The sequence below is a fragment of the Vreelandella populi genome, assembly GCF_003989825.1.
GTDB classification, from domain to species: Bacteria; Pseudomonadota; Gammaproteobacteria; order Pseudomonadales; family Halomonadaceae; genus Vreelandella; species Vreelandella populi.
Genome location: NZ_RZHE01000004.1, coordinates 92,900 through 118,481, shown reverse-complemented (window position 1 = coordinate 118,481; position 25,582 = coordinate 92,900). Strand labels below are relative to the sequence as shown.

At 53.0% G+C, this 25,582-nt stretch carries 23 protein-coding genes; 15 read left to right on the top strand and 8 right to left on the bottom strand.

The genetic code is table 11. The features are described 5' to 3' along the window. Positions 1–33: 33 nt before the first annotated feature. From ELY25_RS03640 to ELY25_RS03630, 3 genes are all read left to right on the top strand, one after another. Entirely contained in the window at positions 34–498 is a 465-nt protein-coding gene (locus tag ELY25_RS03640; RefSeq protein ID WP_126949930.1) for a 2-hydroxyacyl-CoA dehydratase, read from the top strand. Positions 499–655: 157 nt separating this feature from the next. Continuing rightward, positions 656–1,285, top strand: a complete 630-nt coding sequence (locus tag ELY25_RS03635; RefSeq protein WP_126949929.1) for a L,D-transpeptidase family protein — start codon at positions 656–658, stop codon at positions 1,283–1,285. Between the two features lie 209 nt (positions 1,286–1,494). Beyond that, the gene (locus ELY25_RS03630; RefSeq protein WP_126949928.1) at positions 1,495–1,758 is read left to right on the top strand and encodes an Lpp/OprI family alanine-zipper lipoprotein; all 264 of its coding nucleotides are present in this window, start codon (positions 1,495–1,497) and stop codon (positions 1,756–1,758) included. Positions 1,759–1,859: 101 nt separating this feature from the next. Here ELY25_RS03630 and ELY25_RS03625 read toward each other — a convergent pair whose 3' ends face one another. Both ELY25_RS03625 and mfd read right to left on the bottom strand, forming a co-directional pair. Beyond that, positions 1,860–2,987 carry a L,D-transpeptidase family protein gene (locus ELY25_RS03625; RefSeq protein ID WP_126949927.1) on the bottom strand — a complete coding sequence of 376 codons (1,128 nt, stop codon included), beginning with the start codon at positions 2,985–2,987 and terminating at the stop codon, positions 1,860–1,862. Positions 2,988–3,069: 82 nt separating this feature from the next. Continuing rightward, complete coding sequence (gene mfd / locus ELY25_RS03620) at positions 3,070–6,519, bottom strand: transcription-repair coupling factor (RefSeq protein ID WP_126949926.1); 3,450 nt, start codon at positions 6,517–6,519, stop codon at positions 3,070–3,072. A 311-nt stretch (positions 6,520–6,830) separates the two neighbouring features. Between mfd and ELY25_RS03615 the strand changes: the two genes are divergently transcribed. From ELY25_RS03615 to sthA, 9 genes are all read left to right on the top strand, one after another. Further along, positions 6,831–8,291 carry a glyceraldehyde-3-phosphate dehydrogenase gene (locus ELY25_RS03615; RefSeq protein WP_126949925.1) on the top strand — a complete coding sequence of 487 codons (1,461 nt, stop codon included), beginning with the start codon at positions 6,831–6,833 and terminating at the stop codon, positions 8,289–8,291. Positions 8,292–8,604: 313 nt separating this feature from the next. Then, positions 8,605–9,954, top strand: coding sequence for a Na(+)-translocating NADH-quinone reductase subunit A (locus ELY25_RS03610; protein WP_126949924.1), 1,350 nt, complete (start codon positions 8,605–8,607; stop codon positions 9,952–9,954). Beyond that, positions 9,954–11,180 carry an NADH:ubiquinone reductase (Na(+)-transporting) subunit B gene (locus ELY25_RS03605; protein ID WP_126949923.1) on the top strand — a complete coding sequence of 409 codons (1,227 nt, stop codon included), beginning with the start codon at positions 9,954–9,956 and terminating at the stop codon, positions 11,178–11,180. Before ELY25_RS03610 ends, ELY25_RS03605 begins: the two co-directional genes overlap by 1 nt. Continuing rightward, entirely contained in the window at positions 11,180–11,998 is an 819-nt protein-coding gene (locus ELY25_RS03600) for a Na(+)-translocating NADH-quinone reductase subunit C (RefSeq protein WP_126949922.1), read from the top strand. Before ELY25_RS03605 ends, ELY25_RS03600 begins: the two co-directional genes overlap by 1 nt. A 2-nt stretch (positions 11,999–12,000) precedes the next feature. After that, positions 12,001–12,669 (top strand): NADH:ubiquinone reductase (Na(+)-transporting) subunit D, encoded by a 669-nt coding sequence (locus ELY25_RS03595; protein ID WP_126949921.1) that lies wholly within the window; start codon positions 12,001–12,003, stop codon positions 12,667–12,669. Position 12,670: 1 nt separating this feature from the next. Further along, complete coding sequence (nqrE, locus tag ELY25_RS03590; RefSeq protein WP_126949920.1) at positions 12,671–13,288, top strand: NADH:ubiquinone reductase (Na(+)-transporting) subunit E; 618 nt, start codon at positions 12,671–12,673, stop codon at positions 13,286–13,288. A 69-nt stretch (positions 13,289–13,357) separates the two neighbouring features. Continuing rightward, positions 13,358–14,590, top strand: a complete 1,233-nt coding sequence (gene nqrF / locus ELY25_RS03585; RefSeq protein ID WP_126949919.1) for an NADH:ubiquinone reductase (Na(+)-transporting) subunit F — start codon at positions 13,358–13,360, stop codon at positions 14,588–14,590. A gap of 226 nt (positions 14,591–14,816) precedes the next feature. Next, a complete protein-coding gene (nqrM, locus tag ELY25_RS03580) occupies positions 14,817–15,071 on the top strand; it encodes a (Na+)-NQR maturation NqrM (protein ID WP_126949918.1) in 255 nt (84 codons plus the stop codon). A gap of 78 nt (positions 15,072–15,149) precedes the next feature. Further along, positions 15,150–16,541 carry a Si-specific NAD(P)(+) transhydrogenase gene (sthA, locus tag ELY25_RS03575; protein WP_126949917.1) on the top strand — a complete coding sequence of 464 codons (1,392 nt, stop codon included), beginning with the start codon at positions 15,150–15,152 and terminating at the stop codon, positions 16,539–16,541. A gap of 112 nt (positions 16,542–16,653) precedes the next feature. Here the strand turns inward: sthA and ELY25_RS03570 are convergent, their stop codons facing one another. The 5 genes from ELY25_RS03570 to leuS all read right to left on the bottom strand — a co-directional run bounded on the left by ELY25_RS03570 (position 16,654) and on the right by leuS (position 22,244). After that, positions 16,654–17,583, bottom strand: coding sequence for a PA2778 family cysteine peptidase (locus ELY25_RS03570; protein ID WP_126949916.1), 930 nt, complete (start codon positions 17,581–17,583; stop codon positions 16,654–16,656). Positions 17,584–17,595: 12 nt separating this feature from the next. Further along, on the bottom strand, positions 17,596–18,000 hold the full coding sequence (locus ELY25_RS03565; RefSeq protein ID WP_126949915.1) for a PA2779 family protein: 405 nt from the start codon (positions 17,998–18,000) through the stop codon (positions 17,596–17,598). A 103-nt stretch (positions 18,001–18,103) separates the two neighbouring features. After that, positions 18,104–19,171 (bottom strand): DNA polymerase III subunit delta, encoded by a 1,068-nt coding sequence (gene holA, locus ELY25_RS03560; RefSeq protein ID WP_126949914.1) that lies wholly within the window; start codon positions 19,169–19,171, stop codon positions 18,104–18,106. Continuing rightward, positions 19,168–19,662, bottom strand: coding sequence for an LPS-assembly lipoprotein LptE (locus ELY25_RS03555; protein WP_126949913.1), 495 nt, complete (start codon positions 19,660–19,662; stop codon positions 19,168–19,170). Before ELY25_RS03555 ends, holA begins: the two co-directional genes overlap by 4 nt. Further along, a complete protein-coding gene (gene leuS, locus ELY25_RS03550; RefSeq protein ID WP_126949912.1) occupies positions 19,659–22,244 on the bottom strand; it encodes a leucine--tRNA ligase in 2,586 nt (861 codons plus the stop codon). The genes ELY25_RS03555 and leuS overlap by 4 nt, the downstream gene beginning before the upstream one ends. Before the next feature lie 162 nt (positions 22,245–22,406). On the opposite strand from leuS, the gene ELY25_RS03545 reads away from it, so the two are divergent. Beyond that, positions 22,407–22,928 (top strand): zinc ribbon-containing protein, encoded by a 522-nt coding sequence (locus tag ELY25_RS03545; RefSeq protein ID WP_126949911.1) that lies wholly within the window; start codon positions 22,407–22,409, stop codon positions 22,926–22,928. A gap of 110 nt (positions 22,929–23,038) precedes the next feature. On the opposite strand, the gene ELY25_RS03540 is transcribed toward ELY25_RS03545, so the two are convergent. Next, the gene (locus ELY25_RS03540; RefSeq protein ID WP_126949910.1) at positions 23,039–24,355 is read right to left on the bottom strand and encodes a hypothetical protein; all 1,317 of its coding nucleotides are present in this window, start codon (positions 24,353–24,355) and stop codon (positions 23,039–23,041) included. Positions 24,356–24,677: 322 nt separating this feature from the next. Here ELY25_RS03540 and ELY25_RS03535 point away from each other — a divergent pair, with 322 nt between their 5' ends. Both ELY25_RS03535 and ELY25_RS03530 read left to right on the top strand, forming a co-directional pair. Next, complete coding sequence (locus ELY25_RS03535) at positions 24,678–25,100, top strand: GFA family protein (RefSeq protein WP_126949909.1); 423 nt, start codon at positions 24,678–24,680, stop codon at positions 25,098–25,100. A 69-nt stretch (positions 25,101–25,169) separates the two neighbouring features. After that, the gene (locus tag ELY25_RS03530; protein ID WP_126949908.1) at positions 25,170–25,580 is read left to right on the top strand and encodes a VOC family protein; all 411 of its coding nucleotides are present in this window, start codon (positions 25,170–25,172) and stop codon (positions 25,578–25,580) included. The last annotated feature ends 2 nt before the right edge of the window (positions 25,581–25,582 follow it).

Sequence of the window (25,582 nt, the reverse complement as noted above, 5' to 3'; positions counted from 1 at the left end):
CTTCGTTATTGGTAAGGCAGAGAGGAGACAAGGATGCGTTATAACAAGGTGAAGGATCTCATTGAGTGGGCAGAAGGCTTTCACAGGCGAATGGCCCAGCAGTACAGCGAAGCGGCCGACAAAACGGATAATGAGCGCCTGCAAATGGCGTTAACCTACCTGGCAAGCCAGGAAATTCAGATGCAGAAAGGCCTTAATGGGCTGTTCCACGATGGTACTGATCATAAGGAAGTACTGGAAACATGGTTTGATGAATCTAGCGATTTCCCCGAGCCGCCTGAGCTTGAGCAGATGGCCGAAAAATCGGTCGAGGGATCGGTGGATGAGATTACCCGAGCTGCGGTCGAAACGCATACAAGGTTACAGAAGTTCTATGAGCATCGCGCCTTGCGGTCGAGAATCGAACCTGAAGCCACATTTTTTAATTCTCTGGCAGAAGGGCATGAGGCTCAGACGCGCAAGCTGGTTACCAGCATGCAAGAGTTTGAAGATATCTAGCGCTACGTTGAATGGCGTTTGATTGACACGATCTTGTCATAACTTGCGATAAAAAGTTGTGTTTTATCACTGACAGACGCGGTGGTTATAGGTTATAAAAGCCCCCGGAAATGCTTAGTTGGTCAGCGGTCAGCTGGCCTGTATTGAGGGCTGATTAATGCCATTAAACCGCCGCCGTTTTTTAGCGCTAGCTCTAAGCTGGCCAGCTGTTGCAAGCGCTGCTGCGTCGAATGTGTCGCTTAACACCGAACCTACAGATCTGGTGGAAACGCTCTTGTCACGGGCACATATTCCCCGTTACAGCAGCGAATTATGGCTGATGGTTGATGATAGCCAGTCGACGTTGAGCATTTATCGCGGCGATACGTTGATTGAGCACTATGGGCCCATTTCACTGGGGCGATCGGGTGCCAAGACTCAGCGAGTCAGAGGCGACAACGTAACACCGCTAGGCGAATTTCGGATTAATCGATTTAATTACGAAAGTCGGTGGCATATATTCCTCGGTATCGATTATCCTACGCCGGCCCATGCAAGAATGGCGTTAGAGAAAGGCATCTACTCGCAAGGCGATTATGAGGCCTATTTCGACTACTACCGTCGTTATGGTCATCCACCGCAAGATACCGCGTTGGGTGGGGCAATTGGAATTCACGGCATCGGAAGCGCGGATCCCGACATTCATGGTCGCTACCACTGGACTCAAGGGTGCGTGGCAGTGACAAATGAACAAATTGAGCGAGTTGCAGAACTCGTTGATGTTGGCACTCGCGTTGTTATCCGCTAGTCTTATGTTGTTGAAGGAAGTACGAGGTTTTGTACAAGTGGCTATAGACAAGCGCTGTGGTCTATTATAAAACAGCGTTTGACTAGCGTGCATAAGCACAAGTCATTGTAAGGAACCTGCACCGCAGGTAGACAAAATTGAGCTAAGCATTTAGCCTGACTTTGTCATACCATTAACGTTGTATCCAAGGAAGACTCAAGGAGAACATTATGACTTTGAAGACTACTCTGAAAATGACCGCCGCTGCCGCTTCTCTGGCAATTCTGGCTGGCTGTGCTTCTACCAGCGCTCTGGAAGAAGTTCGCATGACTGCTGAATCTGCACAGGCTGATGCCGCAGAAGCACGCAGCATGGCTTCTCAAGCTCTGAACACTGCAAACCAAGCTCAGCGCGATGCGCAAGCTGCTCTGCAGATGTCTGAGCAAGGCCGCGAAGAAATGAACCGTCAGTTCCAGCGCTCCATGCAGAAGTAATTCTGCTTGGACCACTGGGCAAGAATTTTGCTCAGCGGTTCGTTGAAGATGTAAAAAACCCCGCCTCGGCGGGGTTTTTTATGGGTGATCAATACATTCGTTCAAGCATCGTCTTCATCAGACTGTACCTGGCTGAGCTCAACTTCTTCAAAAAGACCGTTGCGCTGGGCAGGTGTCTCTTCCTCCGGTGCCGGTGCCTGAGGGCCATACAAGGCTATAAAATGGCCGTCGGGTGATTCTACGGCGCGTTTCACCTTCTCGTAATCTACTTCAACCTGATCTTCAGTCAGTGCGTCCACGCGCTCAATGGCATTGATCAGCGGTTCGAAGTCGCCTTTGTTCTCTTCAAGCTGCGGATACGACTGCACGAACAGGGTGCCGTCTGAGTCCCAGCCAGCTTTGAAAGGGGCATCCATAAGATTGACCTGAGTACCGCTTGGCAAGCGCTCGTACAGCGACTTGATGTCTTCCGGGTACATGCGGATACAGCCGCGGCTAGCGCGCATGCCGACGCCGTCAGGCCGATTGGTGCCGTGAATCAGGTAGCTCGGCATGGCAAGCAGAATGGCGTGCTCGCCCAAGGGGTTGTCAGGGCCGGGTGGTACTACGGCGGGTGCCGGCTCGCCGCGCTCTGCCGCTTCTCGGCGCATGGAGGCAGGTGGTGCCCATGCAGGGTCTTTAACCTTGATGGTGGTACGCGTGATACCTACCGGCGTTGCGAACTCTTCACGGCCAACACTTACCGGGTAGGTCTCGACGATGCCGGGCTTGTCAGCGGGATAGTAGTACAAACGCAGTTCGGACAGATTGACCACGATGCCTTCGCGCGGGGCGGGCGGCAGAATGTAACGGGCCGGAATCACGACTTCCGTACCTTCGCCGGGTACCCACATGCTGACATTCGGGTTGGCCATACGTATTTCCTCGTAGCCAATGTTATGGCGACGAGCGATATCAATCAGGGTTTCTTCATGGTCAGCAACGGTCACGGTGTAGTACTCACCGATGATGTCGCCCTGGTCCGGTAGCCGAAAATGCCCGCGGGGAAGCTCGCGCTGGGGCTGATTAATCACTTGTTCAGCACCTGCCAGTGCTTCGCTGGTGATCGCTGAAGCGTTTTCTACTTGCTCGGGTGTTGCTTGCGCATACACAGGACCGGTAAGGGAGGCTGCCAGTAAAACCGCCAGGCTGGTAGGTCCCCAAAGGTTGAATTTTAGACGAGTATTCATGGTCGTTCCTAATAAGTTAGTGCACTGCTAGTACGCGTAAACGGGCAAACATAGGTTGCTTACTACCAGTTTGCCCCAAGGTTCACGCCGCCGCTACTTTTTGATTAAGAGTACTTAAAAGCGACTCCACCTGCTCAAAACGTTGGTCATGGGTTTCCATGCTAAATTCAAATCGCAAAGTATCTGAACCATCCAGGCGATAGTGCTGCGGCGATGTTTGAATCAGTGTCACTAGGGTCAATGGATCAATCTTCGTTGTGCCGTCAAACAATATTCTGCCGCGGCTTTCGCCGGCTTCAATTCGGCTGATTCCCAACTGCTCGGCGCGCTGGCGCAGCCGGGTTTGGCGTACCAGGTTCTTGAGTGGCTGCGGAAGTAGGCCAAAGCGGTCAATCAGCTCAACCTGTAATTCTTTCAGTTCATTGTCACTTTGCGTATTGGCAATGCGCTTATACATCACAAGACGCTGCTGTACATCATGAATATAGTCGTCTGGGATCAGCGCGGGTAAGTTTAGGCTGATTTCCACACCGGTATTGAAGGGCATATCGATATTAGGCGTCTTGCCTGCGCGAATGGCTTTAACGGCCCGGTCTAGCATTTCCATATATAAAGAGTAGCCGATAGTTTCCATCTGGCCGCTCTGTTCATCGCCTAAAAGCTCGCCCGCTCCACGAATTTCCATATCGTGGCTTGCCAACGTAAAGCCAGCGCCAAGGTCGTCGGAGGCGCTAATGGCTTCTAGGCGTTTAACCGCGTCGCGGGTCATGGCCTTGGGGGGAGGTGTGAGCAGGTAGGCATACGCTTGGTGGTGGCTGCGCCCTACGCGGCCACGAAGCTGGTGGAGTTGGGCCAGGCCAAACTTGTCGGCGCGCTCAATCAAGATGGTATTGGCGCTGGGCACATCAATGCCGGTTTCAATAATGGTTGAGCAGACCAGTACGTTGAAGCGGCGATGGTAGAAATCCGACATCACCCGCTCAAGGCTACGCTCAGGCAGCTGCCCGTGTGCTACGGCCACCCGAGCTTCCGGTACCAGCTCGCGGATTTGTTCAGCGGCATTTTCGATGGTCTTGACTTCGTTGTGCAGAAAATAGACCTGACCGCCGCGAAGTATTTCGCGCAACAGCGCTTCCTTGATAATGCTTTTGTCGCGTTGCTGTACAAAGGTTTTGACCGACAGGCGCCGAGCAGGCGGTGTGGCGATAATCGAAAGATCGCGAATACCACTCATCGCCATATTGAGCGTGCGCGGTATGGGCGTGGCGGTCAGGGTTAAAATATCGATTTCAGCGCGAAGCGTTTTGAGTTTCTCCTTCTGGGCAACGCCAAAACGGTGCTCTTCATCGATAATCAGAAGCCCTATCTTGGGTAGCTCAACGCTTTTGGAAAGCAGCTTATGGGTACCGATAACAATATCGGTTTGACCATTTTTGATACTTTCAAGCGTTTGCGTCATCTCCTTGCCCGCCGTAAAGCGGGAGATAAGGCGAATATTCACCGCCGTATCGGCAAAACGATCGCGGAAGTTCTCAAAATGCTGGCGGGCAAGCAGAGTGGTGGGTACCAGCACCACGACCTGGCGGTTTGATTGTACCGCCAGAAAGGCGGCGCGCATGGCGACTTCCGTTTTACCAAACCCCACATCGCCGCACACGACGCGATCCATGGGTTGGGGGGAAACCATGTCGTCAATGACGGCTTCAATGGCCGCCTGTTGGTCGGGTGTTTCCTCAAACGGAAAGCTGGCGGCAAAGCGCACGTACTCCTCGCCGGGGGATTCATAGACAACCCCCTGCTGGGCTTCACGCCGAGCGTAAACATCCAGCAGCTCGGCGGCCGTATCGCGAATCTTCTCGGCCGCCTTGCGCCGGGCTTTTTCCCATTGATCCGAGCCCAGTTTATGCAGCGGTGCCAGTTCGTCGTCGGCGCCGCTGTAACGGGAAATAAGGTGAAGGCTATCCACCGGAACGTAGAGCTTGGCGCCGTTTGCGTAGGAAAGGGCGAGAAACTCGTTGGCCTGGCCGCCGGCAGACAGCGTCTCAAGCCCCAAATAGCGGCCTACGCCGTGAGCTTGGTGAACCACCGGGGCGCCTTCGCGCAGCTCAGAAAGATGGCGAACTGCCAGCTCGTTATCATCAGTAGCCTTTTCCCGTCGGCGGCTCTGGCGTACCACCTCACCAAACAGCTCCGTTTCACTGATGACCGCGATGTGTGGTTGGGTAAGCCACAGGCCGCTATCGACCAGGCTTTCGGTAATCGCGTAGGCATGCTGGCTGGTTAGAAAGGCGTGAAAGCTCTCCACGTAGGGCAGCGCGAGTGTTAGCGGCGCGAGTATCTCTTCAAGCGCTTCACGGCGGCCCCGGGACTCAGCCACAAACAGTATCCGAAGATCGGGCTGATTGTTTAAGAAATTACTTAATTCACCCAGCGGCTGCTTTGCGCGAGCGTTTATCGCCAGCGGGGGGAGTGCCTTGGCCTCTGGCGTCAGGGCATGGCGCTGCCCTTCGTTTTCGGTTAGCTCGATACGCGCGCGAGCTTTAATCGCCGAGAATACATCGCTTACCGGAAAGAACGCCCGGTGAGGAGGAAGCAGCGGCCGAGTGGGGTCAACGGCCAAGTTGGTGTAGCGCGCCTCGATAGACTGCCAGTGCTGTTCGGCAGCTTCAAAAACGCCGGGTAGCAAGGCTACCCGGGTGTCGTCAGTGACATGATCGAACAGTGAGGCGGTTTCATCAAAAAATAGCGGTAGATAGTGCTCAAGCCCCGGCGAGGGGATCGCTTTAAGCGCATCGTTATACAGCGGGCATTGGCGTGGGTCGACATCAAACAGGGTTTCAAATTGCTCGCGAAAACAGGCAATTGCGCTGCGGCTGAGCGAATACTCATGAGCAGGAAGCAGTTCAATGACGCCTACCTTGTCAGTCGAGCGCTGGTTGCCGGGGTCGAAGTGCCGCAGCGTATCAATTTCATCGTCGAACAGATCGATACGGATCGGCTCATCCATGCCCATGGCAAAAAGATCGATCAGGGCGCCGCGCATGGCGTACTCACCGGGCTCGTAGACAGTCTCTACCGCGCGATACCCAGCACGCGTCAATGACTCTCTAAATGTCTCACGGTTGAGTTTGGCACCCGCCTTTAAGGTCATTACGCGCCCGGCGATATAGGACACGGGAGCCAGGCGCTGCATTAGTGTATTGATAGGCACCAGTACGATGCCGCGCACACCATCTTGAAGCAGACGCAGCGTGCGCAGACGAGCAGAAACGATGTCCTGGTGTGGCGAGAAACTGTCGTAAGGCAGCGTTTCCCAGTCGGGAAAAGGAAGCACCGGCACGTCGCTATAGAAAGCCAGGTCTTGCTCAAGGCGCTGGGCGCTGGCCGTATTGGGAGTAATCACCAGTAGGGGAGCGCTAGCTGCTACCTGAGCGAGCGCCAATGCAGACGCACTGCCCGGCGGCGCTGTCCAGTAAAGCGTGTCACGAGTCCCTTGTGGCTGGGGCGGTTCGAGCAGAGAAAATGATGGCATAGTCAGGTATCGTTTTGCGCTGAAACGGAATAAGGATCATACACGATGACTACTTTCAGTCAGAGGGCTAACCCGTGGCAGTTTAAGGTAGAGTCTATTTTGAGTTTGTAGTCAAATGCCATTTTCTGTAATACCCCTACATGGCGTGCGACTATCCATTCATTGCGACCCGGTAGCAAGGCCGGGATAATGCATCTATATCCTGGTTACTACTTGTTGGGTTGATGATTTTTTAGTTTCGGTTACTTAACCCATATTTTTATAACTTTGTATTTCATAACCCTATCTTTCATAACCGTATGAGGCCGCACGTGAGTCAGCAAGCTCTCGAGAACGTTTTTCAGGAATGGCAAAACAATCAAGCCCTGGCCGAGCAGATGATCCCGCTGGTGGGCCGTCTCTATCGCCAGAACAATGTTGTGGCCACCATGTTTGGGCGCTCGCTGATCAATCAGTCGGTTATCCGGATTCTGAAGGATCACCGGTTTGTACGTAAGATTGAAGGTACAGAGCTTTCGGTTGAGGACACGTTCCCCATCATTGAAGCCATGAGCGCGCTTAACCTGGGGCCTGCCCATGTTGACGTGGGCAAACTTGGGGTCATGTTTAAAAGGAAGGGCGGTAGTGATCTCAACGCGTTTTTACGTAACGAGTTGAAGGATATTATCGACGGTTATAAGCCGGGAGCTAGCAAGGGCGAGCCGCAGGACGTCGTGCTTTACGGTTTTGGTCGTATTGGCCGCTTACTTGCACGCGTACTGGTTGAAAAGGCTGGTGGTGGCAACCTATTACGCCTTCGGGCCATTGTAGTGCGTGGGCGTGGTGATGTTGCCAAGGATCTTGAAAAACGTGCCAGCCTGCTGCGTCGTGACTCTGTGCACGGGCCCTTTGAGGGTACTATAGCCGTTGATGCCGAAGCGCGTACGTTGACTGTTAACGGCAATATTGTTCAGGTGATCTACGCTGATTCACCTAGCGAAATCGACTACACCGCCTATGACATTGATAATGCTGTAATCGTTGATAACACCGGGATCTGGCGTGATGAGGCTGGCCTTGGCCAGCATCTGGAGTGCAAGGGCGCTGCCAAGGCGCTATTGACCGCGCCGGGTAAAGGCGATATCAAAAATATCGTTTACGGGGTTAATCACACGACCATTGGTGACAATGACCGTATTGTGTCGGCCGCTTCCTGTACCACTAACGCCATCGTGCCCGTACTCAAGGTGCTCAATGATGAGTATGGCGTTGCGATCGGGCATGTTGAAACGGTACACGCTTACACCAACGACCAGAACCTAATTGATAACTATCATAAAGGTGATCGTCGCGGCCGCAGTGCGGCGCTCAACATGGTATTGACCGAAACGGGTGCGGCCAAGGCAGCGGCAAAAGCGCTACCTGAACTGGAAGGCAAGCTAACCGGCAATGCGATTCGTGTGCCGACGCCGAATGTTTCCATGGCCATTTTAAACCTGACGCTAGATAAGCCAACCGATGCCGATGCGTTGAATAATTATCTGCGCCGCATGTCCATCGATTCGTCTTATCAAAAGCAGATTGATTATGTGGATTCTGCCGAAGTGGTTTCATCGGACTTCGTTGGCAATCGCCATGCTGGCATCGTGGATGCGAAAGCAACCATTGCCAACGACAATAATGTCGTTGTGTACGTATGGTACGACAATGAGTTTGGCTACAGCTGTCAAGTAATCCGCATCCTGCAGCAGATGTCGAACGTGCAGTTTTTGAAGTTGCCGCACCTCGCATGATGCCTTTATAGGATAAATGGTTTGTCAAACGGCTTTTTTTTATCAAGCCGGATTTTTATAACGCCACCTTCGGGTGGCGTTTTTAATTTTAAAATCAATTGCGATTGATAGGCGTATAACACTTTTTGAGAGCATCAGGGATGTGGTCATTGGCCGCGCTTATCTTTATAATGCGTAAGATTTTTCGGGGTGGTTCAAGCAGTGCTTGGGCCTGACTGGTAACAATCTGACAGAAAATAAGAATTCACTGGGCAGGAAATAAGCATTCGAACCCCTTACCTTCGTATATCCGATCCATCAACTGGGCGAGACTATGATCGAAGTCAAAAAAGGCCTGGATCTCCCCATCACGGGAGTGCCCGAGCAGCGTATTGAAGATGCGCAGCCTGTGCGTTACGTGGCAATCCTGGGTACTGACTATGTTGGCATGAAGCCAACCATGGAAGTTCAGGAAGGGGACAAGGTCAAACTGGGCCAACTGCTTTTTACCGACAAGAAAGTTGAGGGTGTGCGTTTTACGGCACCAGCAAGCGGTGAAGTAGTTGCAATAAACCGTGGCGAAAAGCGTCGCCTGCTCTCTGTGGTCATTAAAGTCGACGAAAATGAAGAAGCGATGACATTCGCCTCTCATGAGCGTTCTACTTTAGCGCAACTTGACCGTCAGTTAGTCGTCGACCAACTGGTTGAATCAGGATTATGGACAGCGCTACGTACGCGTCCTTTCTCACGCACGCCAGCTATCGACAGTCTTCCTGCTGATATTTTTGTAACGGCTGTGGATACTCATCCGCTAAGTGCTGACCCTTCAGTTATCATCAACGAAGATACCCAAGCGTTTGAAGACGGCCTCAAGGTGCTAACCCGCCTGACCGAGGGCAACGTTTTCCTGTGCATGGGTACTGATGACAATATCCCTGGCGGGGATATTGAGGGCGTGAGAGCCGAAAGCTTTGTTGGTCCGCATCCGGCTGGCCTGGTAGGCACGCATATTCACTACCTTTCGCCAGTGGCGCTGCATAAAAAAGTCTGGCACATCGGTTATCAGGATGTCATGGCGTTCGGCAAGCTGTTCGCCGAAGGCAAGCTGAGCACTGACCGTGTGGTGGCTATTGGTGGTCCACGCGCTGAGAAACCGCGGCTCGTGCGTACCCGCATGGGTGCAAGCACCGAGGAACTCCTGGCAGGCGAAGTCATCAAACCCGACGACACTCGCGTGATTTCCGGTTCGGTGTTCTCTGGCTTTACAGCTGAGGGAAACCTGACCTACCTGGGACGCTTCAGCAATCAAATCAGTTTGCTTGAAGAGGGCAACAAGCGTGCTTTAATGGGGTGGCTGTCGCTAGGTGCAGATCGCCATTCGGTTCTGGGTATTTATCTTTCCCGCATTAAAGGCCTGCGTAACTACGCACCGACCACCTCTACTAATGGTTCCGAGCGAGCCATGGTGCCAGTGGGTTCGTACGAGACCGTCATGCCACTGGATATCTTGCCGACTCAGCTGCTGCGTTCGTTGATCGTGGGCGACATTGAAGTTGCCATGCAACTCGGGTGTCTTGAGTTAGACGAAGAGGATTTGGCGCTATGTACCTATGTTTGCCCAGGCAAATATGAGTTCGGCCCCATCCTGCGTGACAACCTCACCATGATCGAGAAAGAGGCCTGATGATGGGTATTCGACAAACACTCGATAGTCTCGAGCCGCATTTCCATAAAGGCGGGAAATATGAAAAGTTCTATCCGCTTTACGAAGCGGTAGACACGATTTTCTACTCTCCGCCCAGCGTTGCTAAAACCACGGCTCATGTGCGCGATGGTATCGACCTAAAGCGCATCATGATCACCGTTTGGCTATGCACCTTTCCAGCCATGTTCTTCGGTATGTGGAACGCGGGTTGGCAGGCGAACGTGGCAATCGATGCAGGCTATGCCTCCATGGGTGGCTGGCGTGAAGCCATTTTGATGACCCTGGCAGGGGGGCATGACTCCGACAGCTTATGGTCTAACTTCTTACTGGGCGCCACGTACTTCCTGCCTATCTACCTGGTAACCTTTGCCGTTGGTGGTTTCTGGGAAGTGTTGTTTGCGGTCAAGCGTGGCCACGAAGTCAACGAAGGTTTCTTCGTGACCTCGGTGCTGTATGCGCTGATTCTCCCAGCGACCATTCCACTTTGGCAGGTAGCGCTTGGCATCACCTTCGGTGTTGTTATTGGTAAGGAGATTTTTGGCGGTACAGGCAAAAACTTCCTGAACCCAGCGCTTACCGGTCGTGCGTTCCTCTACTTTGCCTACCCGGCGCAAATTTCTGGCGATGAAATCTGGGTAGCGGCTGACGGCTACACAGGGGCGACTGCACTTTCCATAGCGTTCCAGGACGGCATGGATGCAGTGACCAATACCTTTAGCTGGTGGGACGCCTTCCTTGGCTTTGTTCCAGGCTCGGTGGGTGAGGTGTCAACGCTTGCGATCATGATCGGAGCACTAGTGCTGCTGTATACACGAATAGCCTCGTGGCGAATCATGCTGGGTGTATTCCTTGGCATGGTCGCGAGCAGCGCGCTGTTGAATCTAATTGGTTCAGATACCAACCCAATGTTTGCCATGCCCTGGTACTGGCACTTCGTGATAGGTGGGTTCGCGTTCGGGATGGTATTTATGGCGACTGACCCCGTCTCTGCTTCCATGACCACCCAGGGCCGTTTGATATTTGGTGCGCTAATTGGTGTACTGACGGTGCTGATTCGTGTGGTTAACCCAGCCTTCCCCGAAGGCATCATGTTGGCGATTCTCTTTGCTAACCTGTTTGCACCATTGATTGACCACTTCTTCGTCCAGGCCAATATCAAGCGCCGTATCAAGCGTACTGGCGTACCGGCCGAGGAGACTGCCTAATGGCACAAGGTAATAACTCAATCAAGAAGATTCTGATTGTGGCGTTTTCGTTGTGTATTGTGTGCTCGGTTATCGTTTCGACGGCCGCCGTGGCACTGCGTCCTGCACAGCAGCTCAATCAGGAATTGGATCGTAAAACCAACATTCTTAACGTGGCGCGTCTATACGAGCCGGGTATGGATGTGGAAGGAGCGTTTCGGGAGCAGATCACTTCGCGTGTCGTCGAGCTTGAAACCGGCGAATATACCGATGAGTTCGATCCTGATGAGTTTGATGGCTTTGAAGCCGCACGTGATCCGGCAACTGGCCGTACGCTGTCTGGCGATCGTGACATTGCGGGACTCACGCGCGTTGAAAACTACGCCACTGTCTACCTGGTAGGCAATGAAGATGAGCCCGAGCAAATCGTTTTGCCGATTCGTGGACAAGGTCTCTGGGGCCGGATGATGGGCTTCTTGTCGATCGAAGGTGACGGTAATACCATTATCAGTATTACCTACTACGACCACAGCGAAACGCCGGGCCTGGGTGGTGAAGTAAACAATCCGCGTTGGCAGGCCCAGTGGGAAGGTAAAGAGATTTACGATGAAGAGGGCGACCTCTCACCGGCCATCCGCCTGAGCAAAAACGCTAGTGGTGAAAATGAAGTAGACGCGTTATCCGGTGCTACGCTCACCAGTAATGGTGTTACCAACATGCTGCAATTCTGGTTGAGCGAAGAAGGTTTCGGTCCATACCTTGCGCAATTCCGCAGCGGTACTGAGTCTGAAAACGCCGAAAACGCCGATACTGACTTCGAAGACGGTGAGGGGGCTTAATCATGGCGGACGTAAATGCAAAAAGCGTTTTAATAGCGCCAATCTTCCAGAACAACCCGATTGCGCTTCAGATATTGGGTATCTGTTCTGCACTGGCGGTAACCACCAGCATGAGCGTGTCGTTGGTAATGGCCCTGGCCGTTATTTTTGTAACGTCGCTCTCAAGCTTCTTCGTATCGCTGATCCGGAACCATATTCCGTCCGCGATTCGTATTATTGTACAGATGACGATTATCGCTTCTCTAGTCATCGTGGTTGATCAGATCCTCAAAGCGTACGCTTATGAAATGTCGAAGCAACTGTCGGTATTCGTGGGTCTGATTATTACCAACTGTATCGTAATGGGGCGTGCGGAAGGCTTTGCCATGTCCAATACGCCGGGCATGTCATTTTTAGACGGTATTGGTAACGGCCTAGGTTATGGCTTCGTACTGCTGGTCGTGGGTTTCTTCCGTGAGCTGCTGGGTGCGGGTAGTTTGTTTGGCTTTACTATCTTGCCGACGGTTCAAAACGGCGGTTGGTACGTACCAAACGGTCTGCTGTTATTGCCGCCTTCTGCCTTCTTTATTATCGGGCTATTGATTTGGGTGCTGCGCTCAGTCAATCCCGAACAGGTAGAAGATACCGAGTTCAAGATGAAAGAAAACTCCAAGCCACAGGAGGCTGTGTAACATGGAACACTATTTAAGCCTTTTCGTCGCTTCGGTTTTCGTTGAGAACCTGGCCTTGGCATTCTTTCTGGGAATGTGTACCTTTCTAGCGGTTTCTAAGAAGGTTTCCTCAGCGTTTGGCCTGGGCATTGCAGTTATTGTGGTACTGACTATTTCAGTGCCGGTTAATAACTTGGTGTTCAATCTTCTGCTCGCGGAAGGTGCGCTCTCCTGGACAGGTATCAGTGGTGCTGAGAATATCGACCTCTCGTTTCTAGGGCTATTGAGCTACATCGGTGTTATTGCAGCGCTGGTGCAGATCCTTGAGATGTTCCTGGATAAATATGTGCCTGCGTTGTACAACGCACTGGGCGTATTCCTGCCGCTTATCACCGTAAACTGCGCCATCCTAGGTGGCGTACTGTTCATGGTTGAGCGTAACTACAACTTCGGTGAAGCCACTATTTACGGTTTTGGATCCGGTGTTGGTTGGGCATTGGCCATTACGGCTCTGGCAGGTATTCGTGAAAGGTTGAAATACAGCGATGTACCAGGCGGCCTGCAAGGTCTAGGTATTACGTTCATCACCGTGGGTCTGATGTCGCTGGGCTTCATGTCCTTCTCGGGCATTCAGCTCTAATCGGGGCCGGTTTTTCCCGGCGGTGCTGCATCGCCGGGTTACAGGAAACCTTAGCAATAGGAAACCGATATGGTTGATACAACTATCATCTTGCTCGGTGTTGTCATGTTCACGATCATCGTTATCAGTTTAACGGCGATCATTCTGGCAGCACGCAGTAAGCTAGTGAGTAGCGGGGACGTGACCATCGAGGTCAATCACGACCCTGAACATACCCTGCAGACTCAGGCCGGCGGCAAGCTTTTGAATACGCTGGCAGCAAACGGTATTTTCCTCTCCTCTGCTTGCGGTGGCGGTGGTTCTTGCGCCCAGTGCAAATGTCGCGTGGAAGAGGGCGGCGGTTCAATCCTGCCTACCGAAGAGTCACACTTCACCATGCGTGAAAAGAAAGAGGGCTGGCGGCTCTCTTGTCAGGTGCCTGTTAAGCAGGACATGAAGATCGAAGTGCCTGAAGAGGTGTTTGGCGTTAAGAAATGGGAAACCGAAGTAACGGCTAATCCCAACGTCGCTACCTTCATCAAGGAACTGAACCTCAAGCTGCCGGAAGGTGAAGAAGTGGCTTTCCGCGCGGGTGGTTACGTGCAGCTGGTGGCACCGCCTTACGATATCAAGTTTTCGGATTTCGATATCGAGGAAGAGTACCGTGGCGACTGGGAAAAATTCGGCCTGTTCGATGTTTCCCATAAGAACAACGAGGAAGTGATTCGCGCCTACTCCATGGCGAACTACCCGGAAGAAAAGGGTCTCCTCAAGTTTAACATCCGTATCGCCACGCCGCCTCCGGGCAGCAGCCATCCGCCTGGCCTTATGTCTACCTATGTCTTTAGCCTGAAGCCCGGTGACAAGGTGACGGTAATGGGGCCGTTTGGTGAGTTCTTCGCCAAGGATACCGATGCAGAAATGGTCTTTATCGGCGGTGGTGCCGGTATGGCGCCGATGCGTAGCCATATCTTTGACCAGCTGAAGCGTTTGAAATCTGATCGCAAAATGTCCTTCTGGTATGGTGCACGCTCCTGGCGTGAAACCTTCTACAACGAAGAGTACGATCAGCTGGCTGAAGAATTCCCCAACTTCGAGTGGCATCTGGCGCTGTCAGATCCGCAGCCTGAAGATAACTGGGAAGGTCCGACCGGCTTTATCCATAACGTGCTCTTCGAGAACTATCTGAAGGACCATCCGGCGCCTGAAGATTGCGAGTACTACATGTGTGGGCCGCCCATGATGAACGCCTCCGTGATCAAGCTGCTGCTGGATCTAGGGGTTGAACCTGAAAACATCATGCTGGATGACTTCGGCGGTTAAGTACTTACTTAACGCTGCAGTTTGCCTTCGGGCATAAGGGGCTGGCCGTAAGGCTGGCCCTTTTGTTTATATGCGCGTTTATAGGCAATACGTTAAAAGCGGTAGTGACGCTGATAAGTCGGCCGCCGCTGAGGTACAATAAGCTAACAGCGTATAACCGTAGGGCACTTAATTGTAATACGGTTGTCTGCAGGTAAGGCTTTAATAGCAATGCTGGGAGATTCATATGGCAATCTGGCTACTGGTATTTGGTTTTATGGCGCTAATCATGGGCGCAATGGCGGTAGGTGTTTTAATGGGCCGCAAACCTATTGCGGGTTCATGCGGAGGCTTGAACCAAATCGGTATGAAAGACGGTTGTGACATTTGCGGTGGTAAAGACGAAGTATGTGAGGAAGAGAACCGTAAGCGGGGTAGCGTACGTCGTCGTAGCGACGAAAGCCGTGGGGCAGACCTAGGCTACGAAGCCACTCGTCGCTAGCCTAACGTACGGAAATAGTGAGGCGCAGCCGAGTGATCCGCTGCGCCTAATTTTTGGGAACAAGGAGACGCAGCGAGTATGGCGGTTCACAATTATGATGTCGTGGTTATCGGTACGGGTCCGGCGGGCGAAAGTGCAGCGATTAATGCAGCCAAACATGGGCAGCGTGTAGCAATTATCGAAAAGCAGACGCAGGTAGGCGGTAACTGTACTCACTGGGGCACCATTCCTTCCAAAGCGTTGCGCCATCAGGTCAAGCAGATCATGGCGTTTAACACTAACCGCATGTTCCGCGATATCGGTGAGCCTCGCTGGTTCTCTTTCCCTAAAGTAATGGAGCGCTCGCGCGGGACGATCGACAAACAGGTGGAAATGCGGACCACCTTTTATGCGCGCAATCGTATTGACCTGTTCCACGGCATTGCCCGCTTCAAGGATGAGCATACGGTCGTTGTGCGTGGCCAGCACGAAGGCATGGAAGAACTCGTCGCCAAAAAAATCGTCATTGCGACAGGCTCGCGTCCCTATCGCCCGGCGGATATCAATTTTCGCCATCCACGTATCTACTGCTCCGACACTATATTAAGCCTTTCCCATACACCAAGGACGTTAGTGATTTTCGGGGCTGGTGTTATCGGATGTGAATATGCATCAATATTTTCAGGGCTCGGGCTGAAAGTTGACCTCATCAATAACCGCGATAGCCTGCTGTCCTTTTTGGATGATGAAATCAGCGATGCGCTCTCCTATCACTTACGTAAGCATGGCGTACTGATTCGTCATAACGAAGATTACGTAAGCGTTGAAGGCGATGAATCAGGCGTTGTGGTGCAATTGAAATCGGGTAAAAAAATCCGCGCTGACGCTTTCCTGTGGGCGAACGGGCGCACCGGTAACACAGATAGCCTTGGTCTTGAAAATATCGGCCTGGAGGCAAATAGCCGTGGGCAGCTAAATGTTGATGAGCACTACCGCACGGCAATTCCGCATATTTATGCCGCGGGTGATGTGATTGGCTGGCCAAGCCTTGCCAGCGCCGCTTATGATCAGGGACTTAACTCTTCCAACGAATTGCTTGATAAAGAGTACCGCTTTGTCAGTGATGTGCCGACCGGTATCTATACCATTCCTGAAATCAGTTCATTTGGACCTAACGAGCGCGAGTTAACCGAAGCCAAGGTGCCCTATGAAGTGGGTAAGGCGTTCTTCAAGGATACTGCACGAGCTCAGATCACGGGCGATGTCGTGGGCATGCTGAAGATTCTATTCCATCAGGATACGCTGGAAATTCTCGGCATTCACTGCTTTGGGGATCAGGCCTCCGAGATTCTGCATATCGGCCAGGCTATTATGCAGCAGCCGGGCGAGGCAAATACTCTCAAGTACTTTGTGAATACGACGTTCAATTATCCCACTATGGCCGAAGCGTATCGCGTAGCGGCGCAAAATGGGTTAAATCGAGTGTTTTAACGTATTGCTTTATACGCAAAAAGGGGCCAAATGGCCCCTTTTTGTTTTGCAGGGTTAAGTGTATTTGTCAAAGGTTTTGGATTAAAGCTAACCCTTACCTTGGACCTCACGTTTAAACATCATTCAATAACGCTTGAGCGCGCTGTTGCCAACTGCCTTCAATCGACGCTGCTTGCATTAAGGCGTTACGCGCTTCTTCGGGTTTATTTTGCTGCAGCCGCAAAATCCCCAGGTTAAGCCAGGCGGCACCCATATAAGCATCATGCTGGGTAGCGGTTTCAAAGGCGGCAATCGCTTTTTCGGGCTGGCCATCGGCATAAAGGGCATTACCCAGGGCGAACTGCCCAAGTGGATCGCCAGGATAGTGCTCGACCAGCGCTTGCCAGCTGGTAAGTGCCTCTTTTGGCCCGTGGGCTTCTTCGTAGGCGCTAATGGCTTCTACCGCGTTACGCGCGGTAATACCTTCCGGCAGCGTGCCGGGGTTGGCAACAATAAAGCCCCAGCGGTCGCTGCGTGCCCAGGTCGCATCAAAACGGCTAAACGACAGCGTATGGCGCTTGCGCTCACCGCTGCGTAAAACGATGGTTTCTTCAGGCAGGTCAAAGCCGATTGCCACCGCATAATGCCACATGGGATAGATAGGCAGCGACAGGTTCTGCATGACCACCACCGGATCGCCCGCTTCCAGATGCCCCAGAAGTGCATCCATGGTGCCACGAATAGGGTAGGCAAGCTGGTGATGGCGGCGAACAGTTGCCAGCATTTCGGGCTGCACGCTACCGTCACGTCCCGGCAGAAAGACCTGGGGGATCAGTTCATCGACGCTGGTATCCACACCCTGATAGTTGAGCACCATAGCAAGCGTTGCCGGGCCGCACTGGTACTCGCTCTGAGCGAAAAACGGCACCTCGCGGTTCTCTATCTGGGGTGTGAGGGATTCGTAGGTGCTATCGAGCAGTACCGGACTCTGGGCACAGGCCGAAAGCAGTAGGGCAAACACGAAAACGCCCGCGAAGCGGGCGTTGGAAAGCAATGTTTTCATCAGTGATCTAGCTTAGCGGGTAAACGGATAAACATCGGTCAGACCGAGAATATCAGTAATCAGCAAGATGATGAAAACGGCAAACAGGGCACCTATAACGCCTCCACCTGCACCCGCAGGAAGCTGCTCAAGCTGCTGGGCCATCTGTTGTGCTTCGACATCGCTCAGAGCGGCAACACGCGCATCCACTTCGTCGAGATCGACCCCCTGCTTGATCAGCTGCTCCTGTACGTCGGCACGGGCAAGGATCTCATTGATTCGTTCACGGTCGGAGCCAGCACGGTCACTGACCAAAACTGACTGGGTTGATACTAGATCCATCGATTGGGGAGATACAGGTGCAGCAGCAACTGGCAGGCTGGTAATTACCAGAGCGGCAATCAACAGCGTAGAGAGGTAAGCACGCAATGTTTTCATCGTCTTCTTCCTTATAGACTAGTCAGAGAGGCTAAGCATTTTACTGCTGGAATCAAGAGTATAGAAATAAAACGCATGGGTTTTAAGTCAATTGTGCAAGATACTAATTATTTGCACTAATGCGATAGGTCCAGGCAGTTTCAGCAAGAATGCCTTTGCCGCCTGCCATGGTCATTGCCAAGTCGTGCAGGCCTGGCCATAGAGGCACTGCAGAGGCGCCTTTAACCGCGAGATCAAGCCGCTGGACCATCAATAAAAGCTTGTGTAAGCGCTTCATGGAAAGTCGCTTGATCGCTTTCTGGTAAGCGGGGCGGCGCTTATCAAAGATCATCGGCTTTTGCGTTTTACAGGCATGTTCAAAACTTTGCCCCTGATCCAGATGCTGATGCAAAGAGAGCAGGGTACGCAGTTCACGACTTAACGCCCAAAGCACAATAGGCGCTTCAACCCCTTCACTACGCAGTCCCTGCACTATGCGTGAGGCGCGGCTAGGCTCACCTTTCAGACAGGCATCCGCCAGGTTGAACACGTCATAGCGTGAGCTGTCCTCCACGCCTTGGGCAATGCTCTCAACATTCAGGCGTGTACCCTGAGGGTGAATAAGCGCCAGCTTTTGCAGCTCCTGATCGGCCGCCAGCAGGTTGCCTTCAGTACGTTCACCTAGAAGCCGTGCGGCTTCCAGATCGATCTGTAACCCATGCAGTGCTGTACGGTCACGCAGCCAATAACCCAAGCGCGAATTATCTACGGGCCATACGGGAACAAACAGGCCGTGCTTATCAAGCGCCTTGAACCAGGCGCTTTTCTGTTGCTTGGCATCCAATTTGCCCATGCTGAGAAGCAGCACATCGTCGCTGCCGTCAAGCATCTCAGCGTACTGCGCTAAGGCTTTACTGCCTTCCTGGCCAAGCTTGTGCGTACCTAAACGTACTTCCATCAGTTTGCTGGTGGCAAACAGCGAGAGGTTGCTGGCCGCTTCCAGTAAACGGCTCCAGGCGAAATTGGCGTCAACATCCAACACTTCGCGCTCCTCAATACCTGCTTGCCGAGCGGCTGCCCGCACGGCATCGCAGGCATCGCGGTGCTGTAGCGGCTCATCGCCGCCTACAATCACTACCTTGGGCAATTTTTTGGCAAGGGCCGCTGGCAGCTGGTCGGCAAAGACCTTCACTCAAAACCCTCAATATAAGCAAGACGCTCCAGAATACGCTGGGCCAGTTGGCGAGTCAGTACTTGCTCGGCTTCTTGAAACAGCGTTTCCCGATTCAGGAGGTCGTCATCATTGACCCGAATGCGTGTGCTAACGGCCACGGTGGCGTTATTAAGCGCATAGGCGTTTGTATCACGCTGCTGTACCGAAAGCGTGGTACTGAGCGTCAGCTCATGCTCCCGGCTAGATCGGCTGTCGCTTCCGATACGCCGCTGTAGCATGGAAGGTGTTCCCAGTGTGACGCGCCAGAGCGCGCTCGGGGTTACTTCCGTGCCCATTTGTTGTAGGCGCACGCGCAGGTGCTGTGCAGTGGCACTATTGCTGTCACCTTCAAGAGCCAGCGCAGGCAGTTCAGGCACCGAGCCGGCGCCCCGTAAATGAAAGCCACAGCCGCTGAGTAGCACCGCCGCTGAAGCGGCGATGCTGGTGGTTAGAAACGTGCGTCGGTTCATCCGCTTACCACGATGTTTACCAGCTTGCCCGGTACAACGATGACTTTACGCACCGTTTTGCCTTCCAGGTGACGCTGGACGTTGTCGTTTTCCATCGCGAGCTTCTCGATGGCTGCTTTGTCCGCACTGGCTGGGGCTTCCAGACGAGCGCGTAATTTACCGTTTACCTGAACCACCAGTTCGATGCTGTCGCGAGCCAGGGCGGCCTCATCAATGGTGGGCCAGCGAGCTTCGATGGCCGGCTGAGTATGTCCCAGGTTTTGCCACAGTTGGTGGCACACATGGGGAGTAATAGGTGACAACAGCAGTACGCAGGCCTCTAGCGCTTCGCGGCTAACCGCCAGGCCCAGTTCAGAGGTATCTTCGAACTTGCCAATTGCATTGGAAAGCTCCATTACGGCAGCGATAGCCGTATTGAAGGTGGTACGACGGCCAATATCATCGCTGGCTTTCTTGATCGTTTCATGGGTTTTACGGCGCAGCACCTTCTGGTCGTCGTTCAACGCATCAGAGTTCAGCTCGCCCGGTGTACCCGCTTCAAGATGCTCACTGACCTGACGCCAGACCCGCTTGAGAAAGCGATGCGCGCCTTCCACGCCGGAATCAGACCACTCGAGCGACTGCTCGGGCGGGGCGGCAAACATCATAAACAGGCGCACCGTATCGGCGCCGAACTTGTCGATCATCGACTGCGGGTCAACGCCGTTGTTTTTTGACTTGGACATCTTTTCGATGCCGCCCATCTCGACCGGCTGGCCGTCGCTCATCAAGATGGCGCTTAACGGGCGGCCTTTTTCATCACGCTTGACTTCCACATCCGCCGGGTTGAACCACTGTTTGCCACCGTTATCTTGCGTACGGTAGAAGGTTTCCGCGATCACCATGCCCTGAGTCAGGAGCTGCTGGAAGGGCTCGTCGCTCTCCACCAGACCAAAATCGCGCATCAGCTTGTGGAAGAAGCGAGCGTACAGCAAGTGCAGGATTGCGTGCTCGATACCGCCAATGTAAAGATCGACCGGCAGCCAGTAGTTGGCACGCTCATCCAGCATGGCGTCGTGGTTGTCGGCACAGCAGAAGCGTGCGAAGTACCAGGATGATTCCATAAAGGTATCAAAGGTATCGGTTTCGCGTACCCAGCCGTCGCCCAGGTCGGAAAACTCGGGCATTTTCTTAAGCGGCGAACCTGAAGCGTCGACGGTGACTTCCATGGGAAGCGCTACCGGAAGCTCCTCGTCGGTTAATGGCACGGTTTGGCCTTCCGGGCCGTATTTAACCGGAATTGGCGCGCCCCAATAACGTTGACGAGCAACGCCCCAGTCGCGCAGACGGTAGTTGGTTTTTACTTCGCCACGGCCCATGCCAGCGAGTTTGGCGGCAATGGCGTCAAAAGCCTGCTCGAACTCAAGACCATCGAACTCACCGGAATTGATCAGCTTGCCATGCTCGATAAATGCTGCTTCGGAAAGGTCCGGGGTTTGGCCGTTTTCATCAGCGATAACCGGTTTGATTTCAATGCTGTACTTGGTGGCAAACTCCCAGTCGCGCTGGTCGTGGGCCGGTACGGCCATAACGGCGCCGGTACCGAACTCCATAAGAACAAAGTTGGCGACATAAACCGGTACTTTATCGCCGGTCAGCGGGTGAACCGCCATATGTCCGGTCGCCATGCCGAGTTTTTCTTTAGTGGCCATTTCCGCTTCTGAGGTGCCGCCTTTGGCGCACTCTTCGCAAAATGCTGCCAGCTCTCTGTTCTGTTCCGCTGCCTGTTTGGCAAGGGGGTGGCCAGCGGCAACCGCCACATAGGTAACGCCTAATAGCGTATCTGGGCGAGTGGTGTAAACCGCCAGCGGCTCGGCCGCGCTGCCGTCGGCCGCTTCGATATCAAAGGTCAGCTCGACGCCACGGGATTTTCCAATCCAGTTGCGCTGCATGGTCTTGACCTGTTCAGGCCATTCTACTTTGTCCAGATCAGTCAGAAGCTCATCAGCGTAATCGGTGATCTTCAAGAACCACAGCGGGATTTCCTTGCGCTCAACCAGAGCGCCTGAACGCCAGCCGCGGCCATCGATGACCTGCTCATTGGCAAGTACAGTCTGGTCAACCGGGTCCCAGTTCACCGTGGACATCTTCTTGTAGACCAAGCCCTTTTCCACCAGCTTGGTAAAGAACCACTGCTCCCAGCGATAGTAGCTGGTATCGCAGGTGGCAAATTCACGGCTCCAGTCGTAGGCAAAGCCCAATGCCTTCAACTGGTTACGCATGTAATCAATGTTTTGGTAGGTCCACTCGGCAGGCGGCACCTGATTTTGAATCGCCGCATTTTCTGCGGGCATACCGAAGGCGTCCCAACCCATGGGTTGCATGACATTCTTACCCTGCATGCGCTGGAAACGAGAGACAACGTCACCGATAGTATAGTTACGCACATGGCCCATGTGCAGCTTGCCGCTGGGGTAGGGGAACATGGATAGGCAGTAAAACTTCTCGCGATTCGCGTCTTCTACTGCTTTGAAGCACTGATGTTTGTCCCAGTACTGCTGGGCGTCACGTTCAATTTCACGAGGGCTGTAGTGTGCGTCCATCGGTTTATTTAATGCCTTGGCGTATTCGCCCAATATGGGCGCAATAGTGAATGGTAGATGACAACTGTCAGATAAGTAATGTCGATTGTATCCTATGAAGGGGTATCCTTGAACGGCAAGCTGATGATGGGAAACACCTGCGTCGACAAAAGGAGAGGCACCATGAGTGAACAACATAATGACCACCGCTTGCGGGAAGGCTACGAACGCTTGCTGGAGCGCATGCAGGATGGCGCAAACGAGTTAACCTGGGACAATCTGCAAAAGGATTTAGACGACGCAGTCGCTTTTGAAGCAGAGCTTGAAGAGTACACCAAAGACGAGCTGGCCCTGCTACGCGCTTGGGTTGAACGCGACCTGAAAGACATGCGCCATTACCTGGCCGATACCGGCATGCAGGTGGCCACGTGGCTAGGTATTGATATCAGCGGGCTTTCGCGTCGTGTGGCGGAATCGCTTTTATCCATTGCCGACCGCAGCGTGGTCGAGCGCGAACGTTTTGATGAAAACCTCGAAGCCGCCCGGGCCGATTACTGTGAAGGTGAAGTAGCCGCCCCGGGGTTGATGGCCTGTGTGCACTGTGATGCTCAGGTAAGCCTACCTCACGTGACACGCCTGGAGCCATGTCACCAGTGTGGTCATCGCTATTTCTACCGATTTTCCAATAAAATTATTGATACCTGAAAAACTGACGAACCATAAGTCATCCGTTAAGCGTAACCAGGCGGGGGCAGCATCCAAAAGGGCTGCCCCCGCTTTTCTAACGTCTCGCGTATATGGCCGAGCGTCGAGCGTTACGTTACCAGATAACTCATGGCAGCAATCGAACCCAGCGTAAGCAAACTCATGATGGCTGCATAGAACAGATTGTTCTTCATCATACGGTAGCCGCTAATTCCATAGCGCCCCTGTAGCGTTAGGTTAATGCCCGATAACGGCCCAACGCTGGTACCCACGGCCCAGGAACACAGCCCAACAAATGCAAACAGGGTATGCTCGCCGCCTTGCAAGCTCACCATGGAAGCCAGCACCGAAACGCCAATAATCGGGTGCAGGCCTGCCAGGGCGCTCAGCACAATCCCGATAAAACTTGCCATGCCCTGTGGCGCACCAAAGGATTCAAACAGCGTCCATTCACTGCCCGCCACGGCGGCTACCAGCGTTGAAAGCCCAAGTGTCAGAAGCCCTGCGGCTAAAAATAGCGAGATTTCCCCGCGCATGGCGGGTAAGCGGTTAGTCGTGTGTTGATGGATGCGCCGCAGTGTATAGCGAGGGCCGTCACGTAAGTTATATAGCAAGGCAACAGTGGGGATTAAAAAGGTAATAATCCCGACGATGGAAAGCTCAGGCGTTAGCCAGAAATGAAACACCATCACCAGTAAGGCTATGATAGCTGGCATTAGCAGGCTACGCGGCGCCAGGGAAAATCCGTAAACCTCGCTAAGATCAAACCGGCGGCCAAGTTCCAAGGTGGTAAGCAGCCCCGATGCCAGGGCAAGCGGCAAGCCGAACAGCGCCACGTAGGAGTATTCCATCCCAGGTGCAAGAGCAATCACCACGCCCATGGAAGCAAAAAAAGGCGACCATGTGGCCGCGCTGGAAAGCCCGCGGTTAAGAGCTAGATACTGGGGAATGGAAAGAGGGCCTGAACGCGCCAACCGATCACCCACCATGATAATCGTCGACATATTTAAGATAGTGCCTAGAAAATGCACGCCCAGCCACGTACGTAAAATGCCACCGCTACCAGTTAACCGTTTACCTGGCGCTTTTTTCCGGCCCTGCTGTTTACCCACCAGCGAGATAAAGCTGACGCCGACCAGCATCGCGGCGACAAAAGCGTTGCCCTGCAACATGGCAGGCCAATCCACGTAAGCGTTATACCCAAAACGTGCCACTAACAGCATCAATAGGCCTAGCCCCATTAATACCCCCGCCTGGATCCGCGAGCGCTTGGGAATATCCCGCCACAACAGTACCACTGCCAACCACAGCAAATAGCTCACCATGTGTGCAGTAGGCACCCACCCGGTAAACCCCAAAATTTGAGCGATTAACCCAAGCAGAATTAGTACGCCCGCCAAGCGCTGCCGAAAAGTGGTTTCTTGCATGCCAAGCCCTTATGAGTGAATTAGCAGGCTAATAGGATTTACGCAGTAAGGCTAGCGTCAGTCGTTTGATAATGTGGTTTTTAGCGCGTAGTAACCATTAGGCGAGGAACTAGCTGCTGAACGGATGGGGGCGGCGGTTAAGCCGGAGGGTTGAAGGGCAGGCCAGTTAGGGCAATACCTTTGTGTCCGGCCATTGTTGCTTAGCTATGAAAATAGTAGGCAAGCTGAAAACTTGTTGACTATATAAAGTAGGTGATGATCTAAGCGATGAGAGTCCGGTACTTTTCATGAGCCAGTAGTTATAGACGCTTGGGAGGCGGTCATGGCTTCTGAGATGCAACACCAAGGAAAATGCCTTTGCGGTGCTGTGGGCGTGACTATCACCATGCCAGATAATCATATAAGCATTTGTCACTGCTCAATGTGCCGAAGGTGGGGTGGCGGGCCTCTTTTTGCTGCCGAACCTGTTCGTGGCGTAAGTTTTACGGGCGAAGAATATATCGCGACCTTTAGCTCCTCCGAGTGGGCTGAACGCGGGTTCTGTAAGCAGTGTGGTACGCATCTGTTTTATCGATTAAAGCAGGAAGAACACTATGCCATTCCTGTCGGTTTGCTGAAGAGTAGCGACTGGGCCTTTACCGAACAGATTTTTATCGACCAGAAGCCCGACTTTTACACCTTTGCAAACAATACTCACATGCTAACCGAGGAAGAGGTGTTCGCTCAGCATTCAAACAATTCGTAAGCAAAAAGTAGCGTTAAAGTATATATCCACCGAACAGGCTGAAGTGAAAACGGTTAATCAGGAGGAAAGATGGGTTTGCTGGTCAATATCGATGTTGACGATCTTGAAAAGGCAATCGACTTCTACCGTTCGGCGTTTGAACTACATGTTGGGCGCCGTTTTGGCGTATTCGGGGTTGAGATGTTAGGCAGCTCATCGCCGATCTACCTGCTTATGAAATCACCTGATTCAATTGCTGCACCTGACACCCGCCTACAGCGCTGTTACGAACGGCACTGGACTCCCGTTCATTTGGATTTTGTCGTCGATGATATAGAGACTGCCGTTCAGAGGGCAGTTTCTGCTGGCGCAAAAATCGAAAAGCCCGTTACGACTCAAGAATGGGGAAAGCTTGCGCTTATGGCTGACCCTTTTGGGCATGGGTTTTGCTTTGTTCAGTTTTTGGGAGATGGATACGATGCGCTTGTAGAAGAGGTATAGCT

What these genes read in the sequence shown, in the direction of transcription:
- ELY25_RS03640 (WP_126949930.1), top strand. Translation starts at nt 34, where the DNA reads ATGCGTTATAACAAGGTGAAGGATCTCATTGAGTGGGCAGAAGGCTTT.
- ELY25_RS03635 (WP_126949929.1), top strand. Translation starts at nt 656, where the DNA reads ATGCCATTAAACCGCCGCCGTTTTTTAGCGCTAGCTCTAAGCTGGCCA.
- ELY25_RS03630 (WP_126949928.1), top strand. Translation starts at nt 1,495, where the DNA reads ATGACTTTGAAGACTACTCTGAAAATGACCGCCGCTGCCGCTTCTCTG.
- ELY25_RS03625 (WP_126949927.1), bottom strand. Translation starts at nt 2,987, where the DNA reads ATGAATACTCGTCTAAAATTCAACCTTTGGGGACCTACCAGCCTGGCG.
- mfd (WP_126949926.1), bottom strand. Translation starts at nt 6,519, where the DNA reads ATGCCATCATTTTCTCTGCTCGAACCGCCCCAGCCACAAGGGACTCGT.
- ELY25_RS03610 (WP_126949924.1), top strand. Translation starts at nt 8,605, where the DNA reads ATGATCGAAGTCAAAAAAGGCCTGGATCTCCCCATCACGGGAGTGCCC.
- ELY25_RS03605 (WP_126949923.1), top strand. Translation starts at nt 9,954, where the DNA reads ATGATGGGTATTCGACAAACACTCGATAGTCTCGAGCCGCATTTCCAT.
- ELY25_RS03600 (WP_126949922.1), top strand. Translation starts at nt 11,180, where the DNA reads ATGGCACAAGGTAATAACTCAATCAAGAAGATTCTGATTGTGGCGTTT.
- ELY25_RS03595 (WP_126949921.1), top strand. Translation starts at nt 12,001, where the DNA reads ATGGCGGACGTAAATGCAAAAAGCGTTTTAATAGCGCCAATCTTCCAG.
- nqrE (WP_126949920.1), top strand. Translation starts at nt 12,671, where the DNA reads ATGGAACACTATTTAAGCCTTTTCGTCGCTTCGGTTTTCGTTGAGAAC.
- nqrF (WP_126949919.1), top strand. Translation starts at nt 13,358, where the DNA reads ATGGTTGATACAACTATCATCTTGCTCGGTGTTGTCATGTTCACGATC.
- nqrM (WP_126949918.1), top strand. Translation starts at nt 14,817, where the DNA reads ATGGCAATCTGGCTACTGGTATTTGGTTTTATGGCGCTAATCATGGGC.
- sthA (WP_126949917.1), top strand. Translation starts at nt 15,150, where the DNA reads ATGGCGGTTCACAATTATGATGTCGTGGTTATCGGTACGGGTCCGGCG.
- ELY25_RS03570 (WP_126949916.1), bottom strand. Translation starts at nt 17,583, where the DNA reads ATGAAAACATTGCTTTCCAACGCCCGCTTCGCGGGCGTTTTCGTGTTT.
- ELY25_RS03565 (WP_126949915.1), bottom strand. Translation starts at nt 18,000, where the DNA reads ATGAAAACATTGCGTGCTTACCTCTCTACGCTGTTGATTGCCGCTCTG.
- ELY25_RS03555 (WP_126949913.1), bottom strand. Translation starts at nt 19,662, where the DNA reads ATGAACCGACGCACGTTTCTAACCACCAGCATCGCCGCTTCAGCGGCG.
- leuS (WP_126949912.1), bottom strand. Translation starts at nt 22,244, where the DNA reads ATGGACGCACACTACAGCCCTCGTGAAATTGAACGTGACGCCCAGCAG.
- ELY25_RS03545 (WP_126949911.1), top strand. Translation starts at nt 22,407, where the DNA reads ATGAGTGAACAACATAATGACCACCGCTTGCGGGAAGGCTACGAACGC.
- ELY25_RS03540 (WP_126949910.1), bottom strand. Translation starts at nt 24,355, where the DNA reads ATGCAAGAAACCACTTTTCGGCAGCGCTTGGCGGGCGTACTAATTCTG.
- ELY25_RS03535 (WP_126949909.1), top strand. Translation starts at nt 24,678, where the DNA reads ATGGCTTCTGAGATGCAACACCAAGGAAAATGCCTTTGCGGTGCTGTG.
- ELY25_RS03530 (WP_126949908.1), top strand. Translation starts at nt 25,170, where the DNA reads ATGGGTTTGCTGGTCAATATCGATGTTGACGATCTTGAAAAGGCAATC.